At 55.9% G+C, this 18,262-nt stretch carries 13 protein-coding genes; 3 read left to right on the top strand and 10 right to left on the bottom strand.

Annotated elements, in window-relative coordinates:
- Positions 1-596 precede the first annotated feature (596 nt).
- The 5 genes from nhaB to NUW46_RS19580 form a co-directional block, all read right to left on the bottom strand.
- The gene (nhaB, locus tag NUW46_RS19560) at positions 597-2,102 is read right to left on the bottom strand and encodes a sodium/proton antiporter NhaB (RefSeq protein ID WP_418141031.1); all 1,506 of its coding nucleotides are present in this window, start codon (positions 2,100-2,102) and stop codon (positions 597-599) included.
- A 378-nt stretch (positions 2,103-2,480) separates the two neighbouring features.
- Positions 2,481-3,242, bottom strand: a complete 762-nt coding sequence (locus NUW46_RS19565; RefSeq protein WP_418141032.1) for a HAMP domain-containing protein — start codon at positions 3,240-3,242, stop codon at positions 2,481-2,483.
- The gene (locus NUW46_RS19570; protein ID WP_418141033.1) at positions 3,239-4,078 is read right to left on the bottom strand and encodes a phosphate/phosphite/phosphonate ABC transporter substrate-binding protein; all 840 of its coding nucleotides are present in this window, start codon (positions 4,076-4,078) and stop codon (positions 3,239-3,241) included. The genes NUW46_RS19565 and NUW46_RS19570 overlap by 4 nt, the downstream gene beginning before the upstream one ends.
- Positions 4,079-4,089: 11 nt before the next feature.
- Complete coding sequence (locus NUW46_RS19575) at positions 4,090-6,033, bottom strand: EAL domain-containing protein (protein ID WP_418141034.1); 1,944 nt, start codon at positions 6,031-6,033, stop codon at positions 4,090-4,092.
- 2 nt (positions 6,034-6,035) lie between these two features.
- Positions 6,036-6,500 carry a hypothetical protein gene (locus NUW46_RS19580; protein WP_418141035.1) on the bottom strand — a complete coding sequence of 155 codons (465 nt, stop codon included), beginning with the start codon at positions 6,498-6,500 and terminating at the stop codon, positions 6,036-6,038.
- A gap of 328 nt (positions 6,501-6,828) precedes the next feature.
- Here NUW46_RS19580 and NUW46_RS19585 point away from each other — a divergent pair, with 328 nt between their 5' ends.
- The 3 genes from NUW46_RS19585 to NUW46_RS19595 are packed head-to-tail and all read left to right on the top strand — an operon-like array spanning position 6,829 to position 12,044.
- Positions 6,829-8,898 (top strand): TonB-dependent siderophore receptor, encoded by a 2,070-nt coding sequence (locus NUW46_RS19585; RefSeq protein WP_418141036.1) that lies wholly within the window; start codon positions 6,829-6,831, stop codon positions 8,896-8,898.
- A gap of 28 nt (positions 8,899-8,926) precedes the next feature.
- Positions 8,927-9,862, top strand: coding sequence for a helix-turn-helix domain-containing protein (locus tag NUW46_RS19590; RefSeq protein WP_418141037.1), 936 nt, complete (start codon positions 8,927-8,929; stop codon positions 9,860-9,862).
- A gap of 52 nt (positions 9,863-9,914) precedes the next feature.
- Positions 9,915-12,044, top strand: coding sequence for a TonB-dependent siderophore receptor (locus tag NUW46_RS19595; protein ID WP_418141038.1), 2,130 nt, complete (start codon positions 9,915-9,917; stop codon positions 12,042-12,044).
- A gap of 46 nt (positions 12,045-12,090) precedes the next feature.
- Here the strand turns inward: NUW46_RS19595 and glmS are convergent, their stop codons facing one another.
- From glmS to atpG, 5 genes are all read right to left on the bottom strand, one after another.
- Entirely contained in the window at positions 12,091-13,923 is a 1,833-nt protein-coding gene (glmS, locus tag NUW46_RS19600; RefSeq protein ID WP_418141039.1) for a glutamine--fructose-6-phosphate transaminase (isomerizing), read from the bottom strand.
- A gap of 30 nt (positions 13,924-13,953) precedes the next feature.
- Positions 13,954-15,318, bottom strand: a complete 1,365-nt coding sequence (gene glmU, locus NUW46_RS19605) for a bifunctional UDP-N-acetylglucosamine diphosphorylase/glucosamine-1-phosphate N-acetyltransferase GlmU (protein WP_418141040.1) — start codon at positions 15,316-15,318, stop codon at positions 13,954-13,956.
- 149 nt (positions 15,319-15,467) lie between these two features.
- A complete protein-coding gene (locus NUW46_RS19610) occupies positions 15,468-15,890 on the bottom strand; it encodes a F0F1 ATP synthase subunit epsilon (protein ID WP_008172596.1) in 423 nt (140 codons plus the stop codon).
- Positions 15,891-15,937: 47 nt separating this feature from the next.
- Complete coding sequence (gene atpD / locus NUW46_RS19615) at positions 15,938-17,332, bottom strand: F0F1 ATP synthase subunit beta (RefSeq protein ID WP_069182392.1); 1,395 nt, start codon at positions 17,330-17,332, stop codon at positions 15,938-15,940.
- 55 nt (positions 17,333-17,387) lie between these two features.
- Positions 17,388-18,251, bottom strand: coding sequence for a F0F1 ATP synthase subunit gamma (atpG, locus tag NUW46_RS19620; RefSeq protein WP_008172593.1), 864 nt, complete (start codon positions 18,249-18,251; stop codon positions 17,388-17,390).
- Between the last annotated feature and the right edge of the window lie 11 nt (positions 18,252-18,262).

Genomic DNA, 18,262 nt, shown 5'->3' on the forward strand with positions numbered 1-18,262 from the left:
AGCCGGGATGGTAGGCGCCATACGCCGCTCTCTATCATCAACTGTCAATCCACGCACCGGCAGTTGAACTCCATGACAGCGCCTCGAATACGCGCGCTGTCTGCACCCTGGTTGGAGACAGTCAATTGTTCAAGCATGCGTGATTGATACAGCGCGTAGCCTCTTAGTGATGCCAGTGCGGCGTTTACCTGACAGAAGCGCTGAAAACAAAACCAGAACCCACAACACGCAGACCCCAGAGACAGAATTAGCAACAATATGCTGCCGGTAGCAGTGAAAACAGCGGCAGCGCAGAGATGACTGACCGAGAACGCCAGTAAAAGGGAAAATTCAACGAGTAGTCTTTTCACTCGGGGAAGGTGTGCCACTTGCCGCCACTCCGAAACGCATTTTTTGCGATTTTTGTGATCCAGATCACATTATGGCGATAATTTACCGCGGAGAGACAAACAGGAAATAGCAGTCAAGTGCATCTTTTTGTATGTCGCTTTATACGACATGTAAATACTTGGTTAGCACAAAGTAAAACAATGAAAAACGCACCCGGCAGAGTGCGCCTCAATGGCAGCATTGAAGATTACGATGGGTTGCTGGCCTCAGATGTAATTCATCACCATGTAAAGTCCTACCCCTCCCATCACCAGCATGTAGGGGAAGGCCATTACCACCATCTTGCCATAGGACAGACGAACCAGCGGCGCAATGGCAGACGTCAGCAGGAACAGGAAAGCCGCCTGGCCATTCGGGGTTGCCACACTGGGAAGATTGGTGCCGGTGTTTATGGCAACCGCCAGCTTCTGGAAGTGATCATAGCTGATAGCACCTGCATCCAGGGCCTGCTTCACCTCACTGATATACACGGTGGCAACAAACACGTTATCGCTGATCATCGACAGTACGCCATTGGCAATAAAGAACATGCCCGGCTGCCGGGCTTCGGGAAGCGACAGAACGTAATCAATGATCGGCTTGAACAGGTGCTGTTCGTGGATCACCGCAACAACCGCGAAGAACACTACCAGCAGAGAGGTAAATGGCAGGGATTCCTGGAAAGCCTTGCCAATCTGATGTTCGTCGGTGACACCGGTAAATGAGGTAATCAGGATAATCACCAGAAGGCCAATCAAGCCGACCTCGGCCAGGTGGAATGCCAGGCCCACCACCAGAATTGCCGCGGCAAACGCCTGTACCCAGAGTGCGGCCTGATCAGCCTTGGTGCGCTTGGTCCGCTCGTTCTCGGCAAACTCTTCCAGCACCCGGCGCACGGGCTTGGGCAGGCGCCCGCCGTAGCCAAACCAGCGCAATTTCTCCAGAGCCCAGCAGGTAAACAGCCCGGCCGCGAGGACCGGCAGGCTCACCGGCGCCATATGCAGGAAGAAGCCGGCAAAATCCCAGCCCACCACCTTGGCAATCAGCAGATTCTGCGGCTCGCCCACCATGGTGGCCACGCCACCCAGGGCTGTACCGATTGCACCGTGCATCAGCAGGCTGCGCAAGAAGGCCCGGAAGTTTTCCAGATCTTCCCGGTGCAGTTCGATCACTTCGTCGTCACTGCCGGCGTTGTGATCCTTGTGCTGATAACCCTTACCGGAAGCCACCTTGTGGTAAACCGAGTAGAAACCCACTGCGACGCTGATGATAACCGCGGTCACCGTCAGGGCGTCCAGGAAAGCCGAAAGAATCGCCGCCGCAGAGCAGAACAATAATGACAGAGCCGACTTGGAGCGCACACCCACCAGAATCTGGGTGAACGTCACCAGCAGCAGCTCCTTCATGAAATAGATGCCCGCCACCATGAACATCAGCAGCAGGATAACCGGGAAGTTGGTGAGCACTTCCAGATAGACCGCGTCCGGCGTGGTCAACCCGATCAACAAGGCCTCAACCGCCAGCAGACCACCCGGCAGCAGCGGATAGCACTTCAGGGCCATGGCCAGGGTAAAAATAAACTCCGCAATCAGAAGCCAGCCGGCCGTTCCCGGCCCCAGGGTCCACATGACAATCGGGTTGGCGACAAGAAACAACAGGATGACCTGCTTGTACCAGACGGGCGCCTTGCCAAGGAAGTTGTGGGTAAAGCCGGAAATAACGGTAGTGGGCATTACGGAAATCTTCTGAGAAAACGGGTTATTGGTATTGTGTGGCAGCAGGCCCGAATCTTCCTTGATATTTGCGTACCGGGGTATGGTCCAAAGGTACGACCCTTAGACCTTATTTGGTCGTAATAACAACAAGAGAGGAGCGCAAGCTAAGCCATACGCACTATTTTTAGTAAACTTACTTAAATTCAATCGCGTAAGCGACCGCATTTTAACCGATTCCTGCATCCAATAGGTCGCTTTCGGAAAAAAATATCGAAGTTATAGCGGAGAAGTCGTCGCGGAGTAGTACAAAGCAACTTCAAGCAGGAGTATCGCGACTCTGTTTTTGCGCCAAAAATCAGGTCGAACAGAGAGGCAACGATCAGGTTTGAACAAGGCTCAAGGCCGTCGATGCTCCGAAAGCCGCTTTTGAAGTAGCCCATTCAGCTCTTCGAGCTCGGCGATCCTTCGTTCACTGTTTGCCTTCTCCCACGCAAGCCGCTGGGTCAGACGGTCAATTTCCGAAGCGACCTCCGAGACCTCATCAAGCTGTGAATCGTTCACCCGCTGGCTGTATTCGCCATTATTGACCCGTTCCAGTACACGCCTGATGTGTTTGAGTCGCCGGACCAGATAATACCCCGCCGCAATCGAGAAAAGGGCTGCGGCTAATACTTCCAGGCCCGCGATCATCAGGCTTCTGCGCTTGACCTGTTCAATTCCTTGCAACTGTTCCCGCAGGTCGAGGCCAATCTCTACCGTGCCGTAACTCAGACCCGCTTTTACGATGGTGGATTTCGCCATGTAGAGATCCGACAGGCCTGCGGTCTCTCGCGAGCGCTGGAAAGAGTGATGTAAGGCGTCCGGATTACCTGCCTCGGCAAGAAGGTGGCCATTGTAATCGGTTACCCGTGCAAACGCGGTTCCGGGTGTTCTGGCGGCAGCATCTACAAACGACTGCAGCGATCCGAGATCCAGAGACAGCACATCATCAGCAGCGGTGGCGGCAAAAATCCGGGCAATAGACTGGGCCCGACGTTCCACTTCATCGGTTGTCGAAGAGTCGATAAAGTGGAAAACCGAATACAGCAGCACCACCAGCATGACAACTTCTATCATGCCAATGCCGATAACAGCCTGGGCCCGGATTGATAGCTTCAAGGATCACCCGTCTTCTGGATAAAGTTCAGGCCAAGACCCCGGACATCGTCCCAATCGCCATTGCTGGCCGGAACCAGGGCCTTCAGGTTGGCGCGTTGCAACAGCGCCAGGCCCTCTTCGCTGCTACCAAGGTTGGTCAATGCCGCCTGAATACGCAACCGCTCATCGTCGGCGTGCTTCGGGTGCACCGCAAAGGCATGGGGCGTAAAACCCTCAGATCGCCAAAGCACCCGCACACCGGTAAGCCCCTCTTCAACCGCCGAATTGAAGGTGCGCTCTATGCCACCGCCCGCTGCCGCAAAGCCCTTCTGAACGTTCAGGTAAACCGATTCATGGGAGGACACAAAGCGCGGAGTATACGTGATTCCCAACCGTTCCAGCTCAGCACGGGTCAGTATGGTTGCCGCAAATGCCGCCGGCGCGGGGAACGCCAGAGTGGCTCCCTCAAGCTCTTCCAGGCTCGTTATCGGGCTGTCTTCGCCAACCACGATAATGCCACGGATCCGTTTTTCACCCTCACGCGCAATGGCCCGGTAACCCGGCGACTCACTGAACTCAACGTAATGGTAGGGGTTCATGTAAGCAATGTCGTAGTGGCCTGCCAAAACACGCTCTTCAAACGTGGGGATGTCCGGCGCGGTGGTAAAGCGCACCTCCCGACCCAACTGCTCAGATAAATGCCGCATGAACGGGGTCCACTGGTCGGCCAGCTTGCTGGAAGACTCCTGGGGAACAATGCCAAACAGCAGTGGTTTTTCGGTACTGTGAACGACAACGGCCTGGACGGCGATCAGCACCCCTACCAGCCACGGAACAAAGCCCTGTTTTAACGTCAAGAAGACCCCCTTCAATAGCCCGTTGTCGCCACGTACCTGGTCTGTACGGACGGATAATAGGTTCGCGAATCAAGAAGCAGAGCTACATAATCATTCAGCGGCATCGGTTTGTGCGCATAATAGCCTTGGACAAGAACGCCCCCAAAGCTCTCGATCAATTGCCACTGGGCTTCGTTTTCGACCCCTTCAATGACGCTCTTCATGTACGCCTGCTCGGCCATGGCGATCACGGACCCGAGGAATCGGGCCTTGTCCTCGCTCTCGTCAATGCCATTCACAAAGCATCGATCAATCTTGAGCCGGTCTACCTTCAGTTCGCGGACATACTCGAGCGATGAATGTCCGGTACCAAAGTCATCGAGGGCGAAGGTCACGCCCAGATCGTGCAGGCTACCGATCAGCTGATTGATACGTTGGAATTCCAGGGCCGCATTGTCTTCCGTAATTTCCATACACAGGGCAGTGGCCGGGATTCCGGCATCAATCAGAAGGCTCTGTACATCCTGCACCAGGTGATCGGCCAACATGGACGGGTTGAGGTTGATGGAAAGATTGCCATTAAAGCCAAGGTTCCCGTATAGCGTCTGGGTCTCACGGGCAATCTGCCGGAACAGCCACCGACCCAGCTCGACGCCCAGGCCGTAACGCTCACACAGGTCTACCACACGATTCGGGGGCACAAAGCCGACACGCTCATCCCGGCAGCGCAGAAGCACCTCGGCACCGGTAACCAGTTTTATGTTCTCGGAACTCACAATGGGCTGATACACGAGGCTCAGGTGAAGGGTGCCGGGTTCGTTGTTGAAGAACTGGATAAGGCCGGTGTGGACAAGACGATCCTCTTCAATTTTACGGCGGAGATCTTCCTGATTGATACAGTAATCCTGGCCTTCCAGCCGGGCCTGTGTCAGTGCCCGGTGAGCGCGCTGGTAGCGAATACTCCAGCCGGGGCAATTACCCTGGCACTGGGGATCGACACCCATGACTGCTGACACATGCAACACAGAATCCCGGATGCGCCAATCAAAGGTTGTCGCTTCAACCAACCGCTTCGTCATCGTTTCGATGTCTTCGGTCGGGCTCATGGACATAAACATCACGAATCCGCTCTGGGAAGCCTGAATGAGCTCATCATCAGCGCCCAGCTGCTTCTTGAGTTTTCCGGCAAACACCCGAAGCAAATCGTCTCCGCCTTCGGTTCCAAAATCACTCAGAACCAGCTGAAAGCCTCGAATCTCGCAGGTAATAATGGCTTTTTCAGGGGATACACGGCGAACATTGTGGAGATATTGGCTGTTCGGCAGGCCGGTTATAGGGTCGACCCCGGACTGCCTGCGAACAAAAGCGATAGCAAAAGCCAAATACAGAAACACGGCAACGAGAGCCGCCAGAGTCACGATTCGGAGGTTAGCAAGCCGATTTCGAGACTCCTCCACAGCGGTCACCAACCTGCTGGCATCATCGCCGACGAAGTTGTCGATTACCAACTGCTGAATATCCGCTTTCTGGCGTTTCCAAGCCTCCATAGTAGCCGCAAGTTCTTCAGGACCACTTTCCACGCCGGTCAGAACGGACTCCTCGAACGCTTTTAACTCGCTGAACAGGTCTTTCAGTCGCTGCTCATTGTCCTGGTGGTCCCGGGTTGCCCGGGACTCGGCGCCGTTGAGCAGGTAATCATATCGGCTCCAGAGTACATCGTAGCGCAGGGTCAATTCGTCCTGATCTCCCACCCCCTTCGCCGCCAGCGACAGCTCCCGGTCAAAGGCGCTCGCTTCATTGCCCAGCTGGGCCAGGTTCCAGGATGCCATGCGCAAAGTGCCAAGCGACACCGACTGAAGTTTCCTGTCCTGAAAATAGGTGTAGAAACTCCCGCCAAGAAGCAGGAGCACCACCAGGAAAAGAAAGACAACGGTGGTTCGCGAGAACAAACCTGACAGCAGGGCGCCCTTGTTCACGGTTATTCCAGCTCAATGCCGCTGAGTTGCCAGACCATGTAGCGATGAAAATCTTCGTTATCCAGTTCCGGGCGCTCAGACAGTGGAAGAATGACCCAGAATGGGCCCCGGTCACGAACAGACATGGTTTTGGAGTCCCTGCGGGTAGCAATGATCGCATCAAGTGAAAGAAGCTCTTCCAGAGAGCCAATGACCTTGTAATTGTTCAGTGCAGTCAGGGTGATCTGTGACTGTCCAGATACACCAAAGGTCTCAAGAACCCGTCCCAGGGTTGGTCCGGAGAACTGGACCTCGCCGTCAAAATAGGGGCTGGTTGTTGAAAAGGTGGTTTGTGGAAAGCTTTCAAGCTCATTCCGGTCGAGAACCAGAGTGTTTGTTCCGCTGGTAATTGTCAGCTTGGGAGCCGCCAGCACGCTGGAAGAAAAGGCGAAGATAATCAACAGGAAAATCAGAGGCAAGCGGCGCATTTCTAACGTCCTTTAATGAGACCGGTGTATTTGCGCAGGAACAATATTGTGATCGATTTTTCATCGCCAGCAGGGATTTGTTACGTTTCGCAACTGATTTGCAAGAAACTTAAAAATGGTTTGGAAGTTAAAAAAATAATCAAATAAAACAATGGCTTTTAGGTATCAACCGAGCACCTCGGCAAGCTAGGTAATTGCCGAAAGCTATCAAAGAGGAAACGTCCACCTGCCTTTAATTTTAATGAGATTTATTTGCATTATTATTTGCTTGGCAATACTATCCTGAAGCAAATTCCCATACACCTCCATTAGCTTCAGGGTTTTGATAATGTCCGCCGTTCTCTCTCCCGTGCCTCTCGCAAGGGCTATTCGCCTGATCTTAAGCGTCGGTATCGCCGCTAATGCACTGCCTGTTTTAGCCCAGGAAGACACCACAACCAACCTGGATGCCCTCGTGGTTTCCGCAACAGCACTCAAGGTGGAAACACCGCTGGTTGAAACACCAAGGCCAGCTTCCGTGGTCGATGAAGAGGAACTCCGAGAGCGCAACGTACAATCCCTTGATGAAACATTCCGCTATCGCGCCGGCGTGGTTTCCGGCCACTATGGCGCGGACAACGACACTGACTGGTTCAAAATCCGGGGTTTCGACCAGGCCACCTATCAGGACGGCTTACGCATCTATCGCGAGGGCTTCTATCAGTGGCTGCCGGAAACCTATGGCCTTGAACGCGTGGAACTTCTCAAGGGACCCGCGTCCATTCTTTACGGTGAGGCGCCCCCTGGCGGCGTAATCAACGCCATCAGTAAACGCCCGACCGATAAGGCGCAGGGAGAACTGCAGATTCAGGCTGGCACCAACGAGCACCGCCAATTGGGTCTGGACACCTCAGGCCCGATTGGAGACAGCGATTCGGTCAGCTATCGCCTGGTTGGCCTGTACCGTTCCGCCGACGGTGATATTGACTACACCGAAAACGAGCGCTATTACGTGGCGCCCAGCCTGCGCTGGGATGTGTCCGAGGATACCTCCCTGACGTTCCTGGCGAGCCTTCAGAAGGATGATGCCGTACCCTACAATGGCTTCAAGCTGGCTTACGGCACGATCCAGGACACGCCCTTTGGCAAGGTTGAACCTTCCACCTTTTACGGCGAACCCGGATACGACACCAACGAACGTACCCAGTCCTCTGTCGGTTACAGCCTTTCACATCGCTTCAACAACACCTGGGAGTTTCAACAGGACACCCGTTACAGCGAGCTCGACCTGCTACTGCGCAGTATCTACATGTCGTTCCAGAGTGGCCCGAGAGAAGGGACCCGCGGCATCGTCTATCGCGATGGGGATCTGTCCAGCTGGACGGTGGATAACCGGCTGGTGGGCACCTGGTTTACTGACCGCACTGAAAACACCCTGTTGATTGGTGTGGACTATCAGGACCTCGAAACCAACGGTCTGGAACTGGATAATTTCGCCTTTTCCACGATCGACATCTTCGACCCGACTTACGGTAATTTCACGCCGGTATCGCCTGCAGACCTGACCCGCCGAAACATCACCAAGGAGCAAACCGGCCTTTATCTCCAGAATCAGCTCCGACTGGACGATCGCTGGATTTTTCTCGCGGGCGCGCGGTACGACCAGGCTGAAGTGGTTGATCGCAACCTGACCGCGGATTCCCGGCAGAGAGCCGATGACGATCAGATATCTCTCTCCGGTGGGGTTATGTACCTCGCGGACAATGGCTTCTCGCCATACCTTTCGTGGACCGAGTCGTTCCAACCGATTGCCGGCGTGGATAACAACGGCAACCTTTACGAACCGCGGGTTGGTGAACAGTTGGAATTCGGCGTCAAATACGCTCCGAACAGTCTGGACGGCTATGTGACGGCGGCCATCTATAACATTGAGGAAAAAAACTCACTGGTCACCAGTCCTTCCGGCTTTCAGGTTCAGGAAGGCGTCAGGGAAACCCAGGGCTTTGAACTTGAGAGTGTCGCCTATCTGACCGAACAGCTCGAATTGACAGCTGCCTACACCTACAACGACGCGACAACGGACAACGCCTCCGACAACCAGCCCGCGGCCGCTGCGAATCTGATCCCCCGTCATTCTGCGTCGGTTTGGCTGGACTACGCCTTCCAGGATTTTGCGCCGGGTCTGAAGCTCGGTGGTGGCGCCCGGTACGTTGGCAGTACCGACGACAGCTTCACAGGAACCGAGGTGCCTTCTTACACGGTGGTGGACCTGATGGCGCAGTACCAGTTCATGGAGAACTGGGTGGCACAGCTGAACGTGAACAACGTTGCTGATCGCGAATACGTCGCCAGCTGTGAGTTCTACTGTTACTACGGTGAAGAGCGCAGTGTGGTCGGCACCCTGAGCTATCGCTGGTAAATCCCCTGCCCGGTAACAGGAGTCCCCGATGACCCCGTCAAGCCGGCAAACCCAGCTGGGCAGGATCGGGAAGGTTCTGGATTACATCCACCTGAACCTGGACAAGCCGCTGGCCGTTACCAGCCTTGCCAGGATCGGGGGATGGTCCCGCTGGCAATTCAACCGCGTGTTCGCGTTCGAGACCGGTCAATGCGTCGGGCAGTATGTGAGGGAACTGCGGCTGAGCCTGGCGGCGGAAATGCTGCTGTTTACCAATCAGCGCATCATCGATATTGGTCTGGCCTGCGGCTTTGGCTCGGACATCAGCTTCAGCCGCAGTTTCAAACAGCATTTCGGGTGTCCACCGGCCCAATACCGGCGCCGCGGACTGCCGTGCCTGCTGAGCACGCCTTTATGTCTCGACCCGGCCCTTCTGCCGGATGCCTCCCTCCGGGCCCGAGTCCCTGCCATCCGGCTTGATTCAAGGCCGGCGTTCACCGTGGCCGGTCGCTCCGAGAAGATACGGGGACTGTTCTCGTCCAATCCTGATTTCAACGTCAAGGTCCCTGCGCTCTGGGGTTCGTTATCGGCCGCCGGGCTGCTACCAGAGGCGCAACCCAGGTTTGGCGTTATTGATCTCTCCGGGGGAGCGGGTCCCGAATTCCACTATCTGGCTGGTATTGAAACCGGTGAAGCCCATGCTTCTCAAGGTCTCGAAGTGCTTCAGGTGCCTGCCCAGAATTACGCGGTGGTCTCCTTTCAGGGCCCCATCCGCTCACTCGCTGAAATCCTGAAATGGTTTTTCAATGCCTGGCTTCCACATGCCGGCTGCAAGGCGGTCTATGGATTTGATCTGGAGGTCTACCCTCCGGAATTCGACGTCCGGGCGCCGGAAGTGAGCATGGAATACTGGATTCCAGTCGTGCTTGAGACACCATTAATTACCGGCATGCACCAATCGGTTAAGTCCTGTTCAACCAGATAAATATAATGGGAATGATTCGCAATTAATCATTCGAGGTTTAACAGGACCCATTATGCATTCACACGTTATCAAACCCTCCGCACTGGCTGTTGCCATTGGCCTGGCTGTCAGCCAGATTGCTGCTGCGGACTCCAACGTCCCCCTGGAACTGGACACCATGACGGTGTACGGCGAGACCTACCGAAACACCGCCACCAAGACGGCACTGGAACCGGGTGAAACCCCGCAGAGCATCTCCGTTCTGGACCAACAGGCCCTGGAAATGCGCGATGCGGACTCGGTTGCCTCAGCGCTTCGTTATGCGCCGGGTGTGAACACCGAGTTGCGAGGCGGGGCTGTGGGCCGACTGGACCTGTTCAGCATCCGCGGTTTTATCAACTACCAGAATTATTATGACGGCCTGCAACTGCTCTACAACGACTGGAATCTGCAGCCCCAGATTGATCTGAAGGCTGTGGAGCAAGTTGAGGTCTTCCGGGGCCCTACCTCGACGCTATACGGGTCCATGCCGCCGGGCGGGATGGTGAATCTGATCGGCAAACAGCCCTCCACCGAGAGCTTTAATAAGATTGAGATGGCGGGTGGTTCCCGTAATCTGGCGGAAGCCTCCGTTGAGAGCCGGGGTCAACTGGGCGATTCCAGCCTGTCCTACAGCCTGGTGGGTCTGACCCGTACCCGGGATGGTCAGGCCGAAACCTCCGAGGAGGAGCGCCACATGATCGCGCCGTCCGTGGATTGGCAGGTGAGCGAGGACACACTCATCAACTTCAACCTTTACTACCAGAACGATCCGGCCATGGGGATTTATACCACCCTGCCCGCTTCCGGTCTGTTCCTGCCCAACCCCAATGGCGAACTGCCGCAGGATGCCTTCTCCGGCGACGCCAACTGGAACGAGTTTGAAAAAGAGGTGTTGCTGGCCGGCTACAAGGTCAACCACAACATCAACGACAACTGGAATTTCCTGCAAAACTTCCGGTACACCGACGCGGAAGCGTTTCAGACCAACACCTACGGAACGGGTCTGGCCGCGGATGGCAGGACTCTCTCCCGACAGGCCTATCTTACAGATGAAACGACCACCGGCTTCACCGTGGACAACCAGTTTTCGGGACGCTTTCAGACCGGATCGGCCCGGCACAATATACTGGTGGGCCTGGATTACCTCAGTCTCGACTCAGACGTAATCTACGAGGATACCGCAGCCCCCGCCATCGATCTGTTTGATCCGGACTACTACCAGATCACTCAAGACAACATAAATATAGAGAACACCGCACTGTCTTCTGACTTCAATATTCGCAAGAAGCAGCTTGGCATCTATTTCCAGGACCAGATCGAGCTGAACCGGTTCGTGATCATCGGCGGCGTCCGCTGGGATGATTTCACCGGTGAGGAAAAAGGCAGACAATACGGTGGCACGGTCGACAGGAAGCTTGACCAGGACAACGTTTCCACTCGCGCGGGCATGATGTATCGGAGTGCCAACGGCCTCTCACCTTACATCAATTATGCCGAAAGCTTCGAGCCGCAAACCGGCAGCGACCGTAATGGCAATGAGTTTGATCCGTCGACAGGCGACCAGTGGGAACTGGGTGTGAAATACCAGTCCCAGGATCAGCAAACATCAGCCAACCTTGCGTTCTACCAGATTACCAAGGACAACGTGCCGACTCGCGACCCCAACGGTGGCCCTTACGATCAGATCCAGGCCGGGGAAGTACGTTCCCAGGGCATCGAACTTGAAGCCCGGGCACAGCCCATCGACAGCCTGTTGGTGACCGCCAGCTACACGCTGCAGGATGTTGAGGTCACCAAGGACAATACCGGACTGAAAGGTCGAACGCCGGTCTGGGTACCCGAGCACCTTCTGTCTGTGTGGGCCGATTATGGCTTTTATGACGGACCTTTGAATGGCCTGGTTGCAGGCATTGGTGCCCGGTACATCGGCGAAGCTGAATACAACGCCGCCACCAATGAGGGGAAAGTACCAGATACAACACTGGTGGATGTCGCCCTGCGTTATAGCCTCGGCCGAGTCTCCCACACGTTGCGAGGTACCGAACTGGGCCTGTCAGTTAACAACCTCACCGACGAGCGCTACTACAGCTGTTTCGACAGTTCCAACTGCTGGTTTGGCGAGGAACGAACGGTAGAGGCGTCTGTTTCCTATCGCTTCTGAGGTTCTGCGGCTCTGACTGAAAAGCCCCGCGTATGCGGGGCTTTTTTCATTCAACGGTAACGCTTTTCGCCAGATTGCGGGGCTGGTCCACATCGGTGCCCTTAAGCACGGCTACATGATAGGAAAGTAGCTGCAGTGGCACGGTGTAGACAATCGGGGCCGTAATCGGATGCACAGAAGGAATCTGCATCACGTGAAGGCCCTCTTCGGCTTTCACATCGGCCTTCTTATCCGCAAAGACAAACAGCTCGCCGCCGCGGGCCCGCACTTCTTCCAGGTTGGACTTCAGCTTCTCAACCAGATCATTGTTGGGCGCGACGGTGACCACCGGCATTTCGCTGTCGACCAGGGCCAGAGGACCATGCTTCAGTTCACCGGCCGGATAGGCCTCGGCGTGAATGTAGGAGATTTCCTTGAGCTTGAGTGCACCTTCCAGGGCAACGGGGAACTGGGAACCGCGGCCCAGGAACAGGCTGTGGTTCTTGTCCATGAAGGCTTTGGACATCTCGGCAATCTCGGCATCCAGGGCCAGGACATCACTGACCTGGCCAGGCAGCAGATGGATGGCCTCAACGATCTCTGCTTCCTGCTCTTCCGGCAGCCCGTTGTGACGAGCAAGAGCGAGGGTGAAAAGGAGCAGTGCGGTCAATTGTGTGGTAAAGGCCTTGGTGGAGGCCACGCCGATTTCCGGTCCGGCCTGGGTCATGATCACCAGGTCGGATTCCCGCACCAGGGAACTGCCCGGCACGTTACAGATGGCCAGCGCCGCCCGGAAGCCGGCCTTCTTGGCCTGGCGCAGAGCCGCCAGGGTGTCGGCGGTTTCGCCGGACTGCGAGATACAGAGAAACAGGGTGTCCTGCTGGATCACGTGCTTGCGGTAACGAAACTCAGAGGCCACTTCCACCGAGCAGGCAATACCAGCCAATTCCTCGATCCAGTAACGGGCCACCATACCGGCATGGTAACTGGTGCCGCAGGCAATGATCTGTACGTGACGAACGTTCTCAAGCAGATTTGCCGCCTCGGTACCCAATGCCTGTTCCAGCACCCGGGTTTTGGTGACCCGGCCTTCCATGGTGGCCTTGATCACTTTGGGCTGCTCGTAAATTTCCTTGAGCATAAAATGACGGTATTCGCCCTTGTCGGCCGAATCGGCGCCATGTTCGAAACGGGTTACTTCCCGCTCCACCGACTGACCCTCGCGATCGAGAACAGTGATGGCATCCTTGCGGACGTCGGCAATGTCCCCTTCCTCCAGGAACATGAAGCGATCGGTGACCGGCAGCAGCGCGAGCTGGTCCGACGCGATGAAGTTCTCACCGATACCCACGCCGATCACCAGGGGGCTGCCCTCACGGCACACGACGAGATGGTCGGGTTCATCGGCGTGAACAACGGCCAGGGCATAGGCGCCACGAAGACGGGCAATGGCGGCCCGCACCGAATCATGGAGATTCCCCAGGGTCCGGTAGTTCTTCTCGATGAGGTGGGCAACGACTTCAGTATCAGTCTGAGAGGAAAACTCGAAACCGTCCGCCCGCAGCTCTTCGCGCAGCTCCTGATAGTTCTCGATAATGCCGTTATGGACGATTGCGAGCCGCTCGCCGGACATGTGAGGGTGGGCATTGATCTGGGAGGGCTCACCGTGGGTGGCCCAGCGGGTGTGCGCAATGCCCAGATGACCTGCAAGCGGGTTGGCTTTCATGGCGTCGCCGAGCGCGGCAACCTTGCCCACCTCCCGCGCGCGTTGAACCTTGTGATCACCACCGATCACGGCCATGCCCGCGGAGTCATACCCGCGATATTCCAGACGGCGCAGACCCTCAAGAAGGATGCCCTGAACGTCCCTTTCCGAAACCGCGCCTACAATTCCACACATGCTGCTCTACCTGTCTGTCGATCGTTTAAATCAGTGTTTCTTCGGCTTTTCCCAACCGGAGATATTCCGCTGTCGGCCCCTGGCAACGGCCAGTTCGCTCTCGGCGACGTCCCGTGTAATGGTCGAGCCAGCACCAATGGTGGCCTCAGGCGCTACCGTGACTGGCGCCACCAGCGAACAGTTGGAGCCCACGAAGACGCCGTCCCCTATAATCGTCTGGTACTTGTTCGCCCCATCATAATTGCAGGTGATGGTTCCTGCACCCACATTCACACGAGCACCGAGGGTGGCATCACCAACATAACTGAGGTGGCTGATTTTGCTCCCTTCACCAATTACGGATTTTTTCAGCTCTACGAAATTGCCAACTTTTGTATTGGCGGCCAGTCGGTTACCGGGACGGAACCGGGCGTACGGTCCGATCTGCGCATTCTCCCCGATGGTGGAGCTCTCAATCACACTGTAGGCCTTGATCTCCGTTCCGTCACCAATATGGGCATCCTTGATAACGCAGCCCGGGCCAACATGAACGCGATTTCCCAGCGTCACCTCGCCCTCGAACACGGCGTTTACATCAATATACACATCACAACCAACCGAGAGATTACCCCGGACGTCGATTCGGGCCGGGTCGGCCAGGGTAGCTCCCTGGAGCATGAGTTGCTGCGATTGCTGGAGCTGGAACCAGCGTTCAAGCTCGGCCAACTGAACGCGGTTGTTCACGCCCTGAACTTCTATGACATCCGCGGGTTGATTGGAGGCCACTTCCACGGAATCTTTAGCTGCCATGGCGATGATGTCAGTCAGGTAGTATTCCCCCTGAGCATTGTCGTTCGACAGTTGCGGCAACCAGCGCTTCAAATGTGCAGCACTCACACCAAGAATCCCGGTGTTAACCTCCCGAATCGCCTGTTGATCGACACTGGCGTCTTTCTGCTCGACAATGCGAGTGACGTTGCCGTCGGCGTCCCGAACAATCCGGCCATAGCCCGTTGGATCGTCCATCGTAACCGTCAACAAACCCAGGCTATCGCCGCTAACATGATCCACCAGAATCGCGAGGGTCTGCTTCCGGATCAGTGGCACGTCGCCATACAGCACAAGCACACGGGCGTCGTCCGGTAGATGATCCAGAACCTGCATCACAGCATGGCCGGTACCCAAGCGCTCACGCTGCTCCACCCAGTGTATGATGTCGTCGCTGATGGTCTGGCGAACCTGATCGGCACCATGCCCGATGACGGTATGGATCGTATCGGCACCGAGTTCGTGTGCCGTATCGATTACGTGCTGAAGCATGGGTCGACCTGCGAGGGTGTGGAGAACCTTCGGTAATGTCGATTTCATGCGCGATCCCTGGCCGGCGGCCAGAATGACGACGTGTAGCGGGCTCATGGAAAAGTCAGGCTCCCGGAGTGTTGAGTCTCTGAATACTGAAAATAAAAAAACCGCACCCTTCAGGGCCGGATGGCCAACGTAACACGTTGGTCTTCCAGCCGCTCAGGATGCGGCTTCGGTGTTCGGCAAACCCGAAACGGAAATGCTTATCGCATTTTGTTACGCAGCTGCTGGATGGTACGAAGCTGAGCAACAGCTTCGGCCAGCTCTGCAGCGGCACGGGAGTACTCGAATTCACCGGTCTTGTTGGCAAGTGCTTTCTCGGCTTCTTTCTGAGCTTCGAGCGCGGCTGCTTCGTCCACATCCTTTGCACGAACCGCGGTATCCGCCAACAAAGTCACCAGATTGGGCTGGACTTCCAGATACCCGCCGGACACGTAAAGAATCTCTTCTTCACCGCCCTGCTTGATAATCCGAATAGGGCCCGGCTTCAGCTGGGTCAGCAGCGGAGTGTGGCCCGGGGCAATACCCAGGTCACCTTCAGAACCGGCTGCGATCAGCATTTCCACCAATCCGGAATAGATCTTTGTTTCGGCACTTACCACATCACAATGCACGGTCATACCCATGTCAGTTGCCTCTTTGATCGATCCGGAAACAAATGCGTCGGCTCAGATTAGCTCTTTGCCTTGCTCTTCATTTCCTTCGCTTTCTCGACCGCTTCCTCAATGGTACCAACCATGTAGAACGCCTGCTCGGGCAATTCGTCATAGTCACCATTCAGGATGCCCTTAAAGCTGCTGATGGTTTCCTTGAGGGAAACGTACTTACCGGGGGAACCGGTGAATACTTCAGCAACGTGGAACGGCTGGGACAGAAAACGCTCGATCTTACGGGCACGGGCAACGGTCAGTTTGTCTTCTTCTGACAGTTCGTCCATACCCAGGATGGCGATGATGTCTTTCAGCTCCTTGTAGCGCTGCAGGTTAGTCTGCACGCCACGGGCCACTTCGTAGTGCTCCTGGCCGATGATCAGCGGATCCAGCTGACGAGAGGTGGAATCCAGCGGATCGATCGCCGGGTAGATACCCTTGGAAGCGATGTCACGGCTCAGTACCACGGTCGCATCCAGGTGCGAGAAGGTGGTTGCAGGCGACGGGTCAGTCAAGTCATCCGCCGGTACGTAGACCGCCTGGATGGACGTGATGGAACCGTTCTTGGTGGAGGTAATACGCTCCTGCAGCTGACCCATCTCTTCGGCCAGAGTCGGCTGGTAACCTACCGCAGACGGCATACGGCCGAGCAGTGCGGATACTTCGGTACCGGCCAGGGTGTAACGGTAGATGTTGTCAACGAACAACAGTACGTCACGACCTTCGTCCCGGAACTTCTCAGCCATGGTGAGACCGGTCAGGGCCACACGCAAACGGTTTCCAGGGGGCTCGTTCATCTGGCCGTAAACCATGGCAACCTTATCGAGAACGTTGGACTCCTTCATTTCATAGTAGAAGTCGTTACCTTCCCGGGTCCGCTCACCAACACCTGCGAATACGGAGAGACCGGAGTGCTCTTTCGCGATGTTGTTGATCAGTTCCATCATGTTTACGGTTTTACCAACACCGGCACCACCGAACAGACCAACCTTACCACCCTTGGCGAACGGGCAGATCAGGTCGATAACCTTGATGCCAGTTTCCAGCAAGTCCGCAGACGCTGCCTGATCGGCATAGCCCGGGGCCTTACGGTGAATCGCCCAACGCTCTTCTTCGCCGATATCGCCGGCTTCGTCGATGGGGCGACCCAGAACGTCCATGATACGGCCCAGAGTCTGGGTACCAACCGGTACCGAAATCGGGTTACCGGTGTTTTCTGCTTTCAGGCCACGCTTCAGGCCTTCGGTGCTGCCCATGGCGATGGTACGAACAATGCCGTCACCCAGCTGCTGCTGGACTTCCAGAGTTGTTTCGCCACCTTCAAGCAGCAGTGCGTCATATACTTTGGGTACGGAGTCACGTGGGAATTCCACGTCGATAACCGCGCCAATGATCTGAACGATTTGTCCGCTACTCATGCTCGGTTCCTCGTTATCTTGATAGTCAATAAAACCAGTTGGATTGTGGGCTGGATCAGACCGAAGCGGCGCCGCTCACAATCTCCGATATCTCTTGGGTAATGGCTGCCTGACGCGCCTTGTTATAAGCCAGCTGAAGCTCGTCGATAATGCTACCGGCGTTGTCAGTTGCGCTCTTCATGGCGATCATCCGGGCTGCCTGTTCACATGCCAGATTTTCTACCACACCCTGGTACACCTGGGATTCAATAAAACGTGGCAGAAGGCCATCGAGGATCTGCCTGGCATCGGGCTCGTAGAGATAATCCCACTGGTTCTTGATCTCTTCCTCGTCTTCGCTCTCCGGCAGGGGCAGAAGCTGCTCCACCTTCGGGCTTTGGGTCATGGTGTTAACGAACTCGTTGCTGACCACGTACAGGCGATCAATCTTTCCTTCCGAGAACGCATCCAGCATAACCTTGACGTTGCCGATGAGTTTTTCAGAGCTCGGGCTGTCCCCCAGATGGGTCAGCGCCGCGACGACATTGCCGCCGTAGCTCCGGAAAAAGGAAGCCCCTTTCTGCCCGATGGCGCACAGATCGGTTTCCACTCCTTTTTCTTTCCACGCTTTCATTTCACGGACAAGCGCTTTGAACAGGTTAATGTTCAGACCACCGCAGAGGCCACGATCAGTTGACACCACGATATAGCCCACGCGCTTGACCTCGCGCTCGACCATGAACGGGTGCTTGTACTGAGCATTCGCCTTGGCAATGTGCCCGATCACCTGACGCATCTTGTCGGCATACGGGCGGGTTGCCTGCATGCGCTCCTGAGCCTTACGCATTTTACTCGCAGCCACCATTTCCATGGCGCTGGTGATTTTCTGCGTGCTCTTGATGCTTGATATCTGGTTACGTATTTCTTTGCCGACGGCCATAACTCACTGCC

Source organism: Marinobacter sp. MA (genome assembly GCF_048298425.1).
Taxonomy (GTDB): domain Bacteria; phylum Pseudomonadota; class Gammaproteobacteria; order Pseudomonadales; family Oleiphilaceae; genus Marinobacter; species Marinobacter salsuginis.

Excerpts from the sequence above, each read along its gene's own strand:
- NUW46_RS19595 (WP_418141038.1), top strand. The coding sequence starts at position 9,915 with ATGCATTCACACGTTATCAAACCCTCCGCACTGGCTGTTGCCATTGGC.
- atpG (WP_008172593.1), bottom strand. The coding sequence starts at position 18,251 with ATGGCCGTCGGCAAAGAAATACGTAACCAGATATCAAGCATCAAGAGC.
- NUW46_RS19580 (WP_418141035.1), bottom strand. The coding sequence starts at position 6,500 with ATGCGCCGCTTGCCTCTGATTTTCCTGTTGATTATCTTCGCCTTTTCT.
- NUW46_RS19585 (WP_418141036.1), top strand. The coding sequence starts at position 6,829 with ATGTCCGCCGTTCTCTCTCCCGTGCCTCTCGCAAGGGCTATTCGCCTG.
- NUW46_RS19590 (WP_418141037.1), top strand. The coding sequence starts at position 8,927 with ATGACCCCGTCAAGCCGGCAAACCCAGCTGGGCAGGATCGGGAAGGTT.
- nhaB (WP_418141031.1), bottom strand. The coding sequence starts at position 2,102 with ATGCCCACTACCGTTATTTCCGGCTTTACCCACAACTTCCTTGGCAAG.
- glmU (WP_418141040.1), bottom strand. The coding sequence starts at position 15,318 with ATGAGCCCGCTACACGTCGTCATTCTGGCCGCCGGCCAGGGATCGCGC.
- glmS (WP_418141039.1), bottom strand. The coding sequence starts at position 13,923 with ATGTGTGGAATTGTAGGCGCGGTTTCGGAAAGGGACGTTCAGGGCATC.
- NUW46_RS19610 (WP_008172596.1), bottom strand. The coding sequence starts at position 15,890 with ATGGGTATGACCGTGCATTGTGATGTGGTAAGTGCCGAAACAAAGATC.
- atpD (WP_069182392.1), bottom strand. The coding sequence starts at position 17,332 with ATGAGTAGCGGACAAATCGTTCAGATCATTGGCGCGGTTATCGACGTG.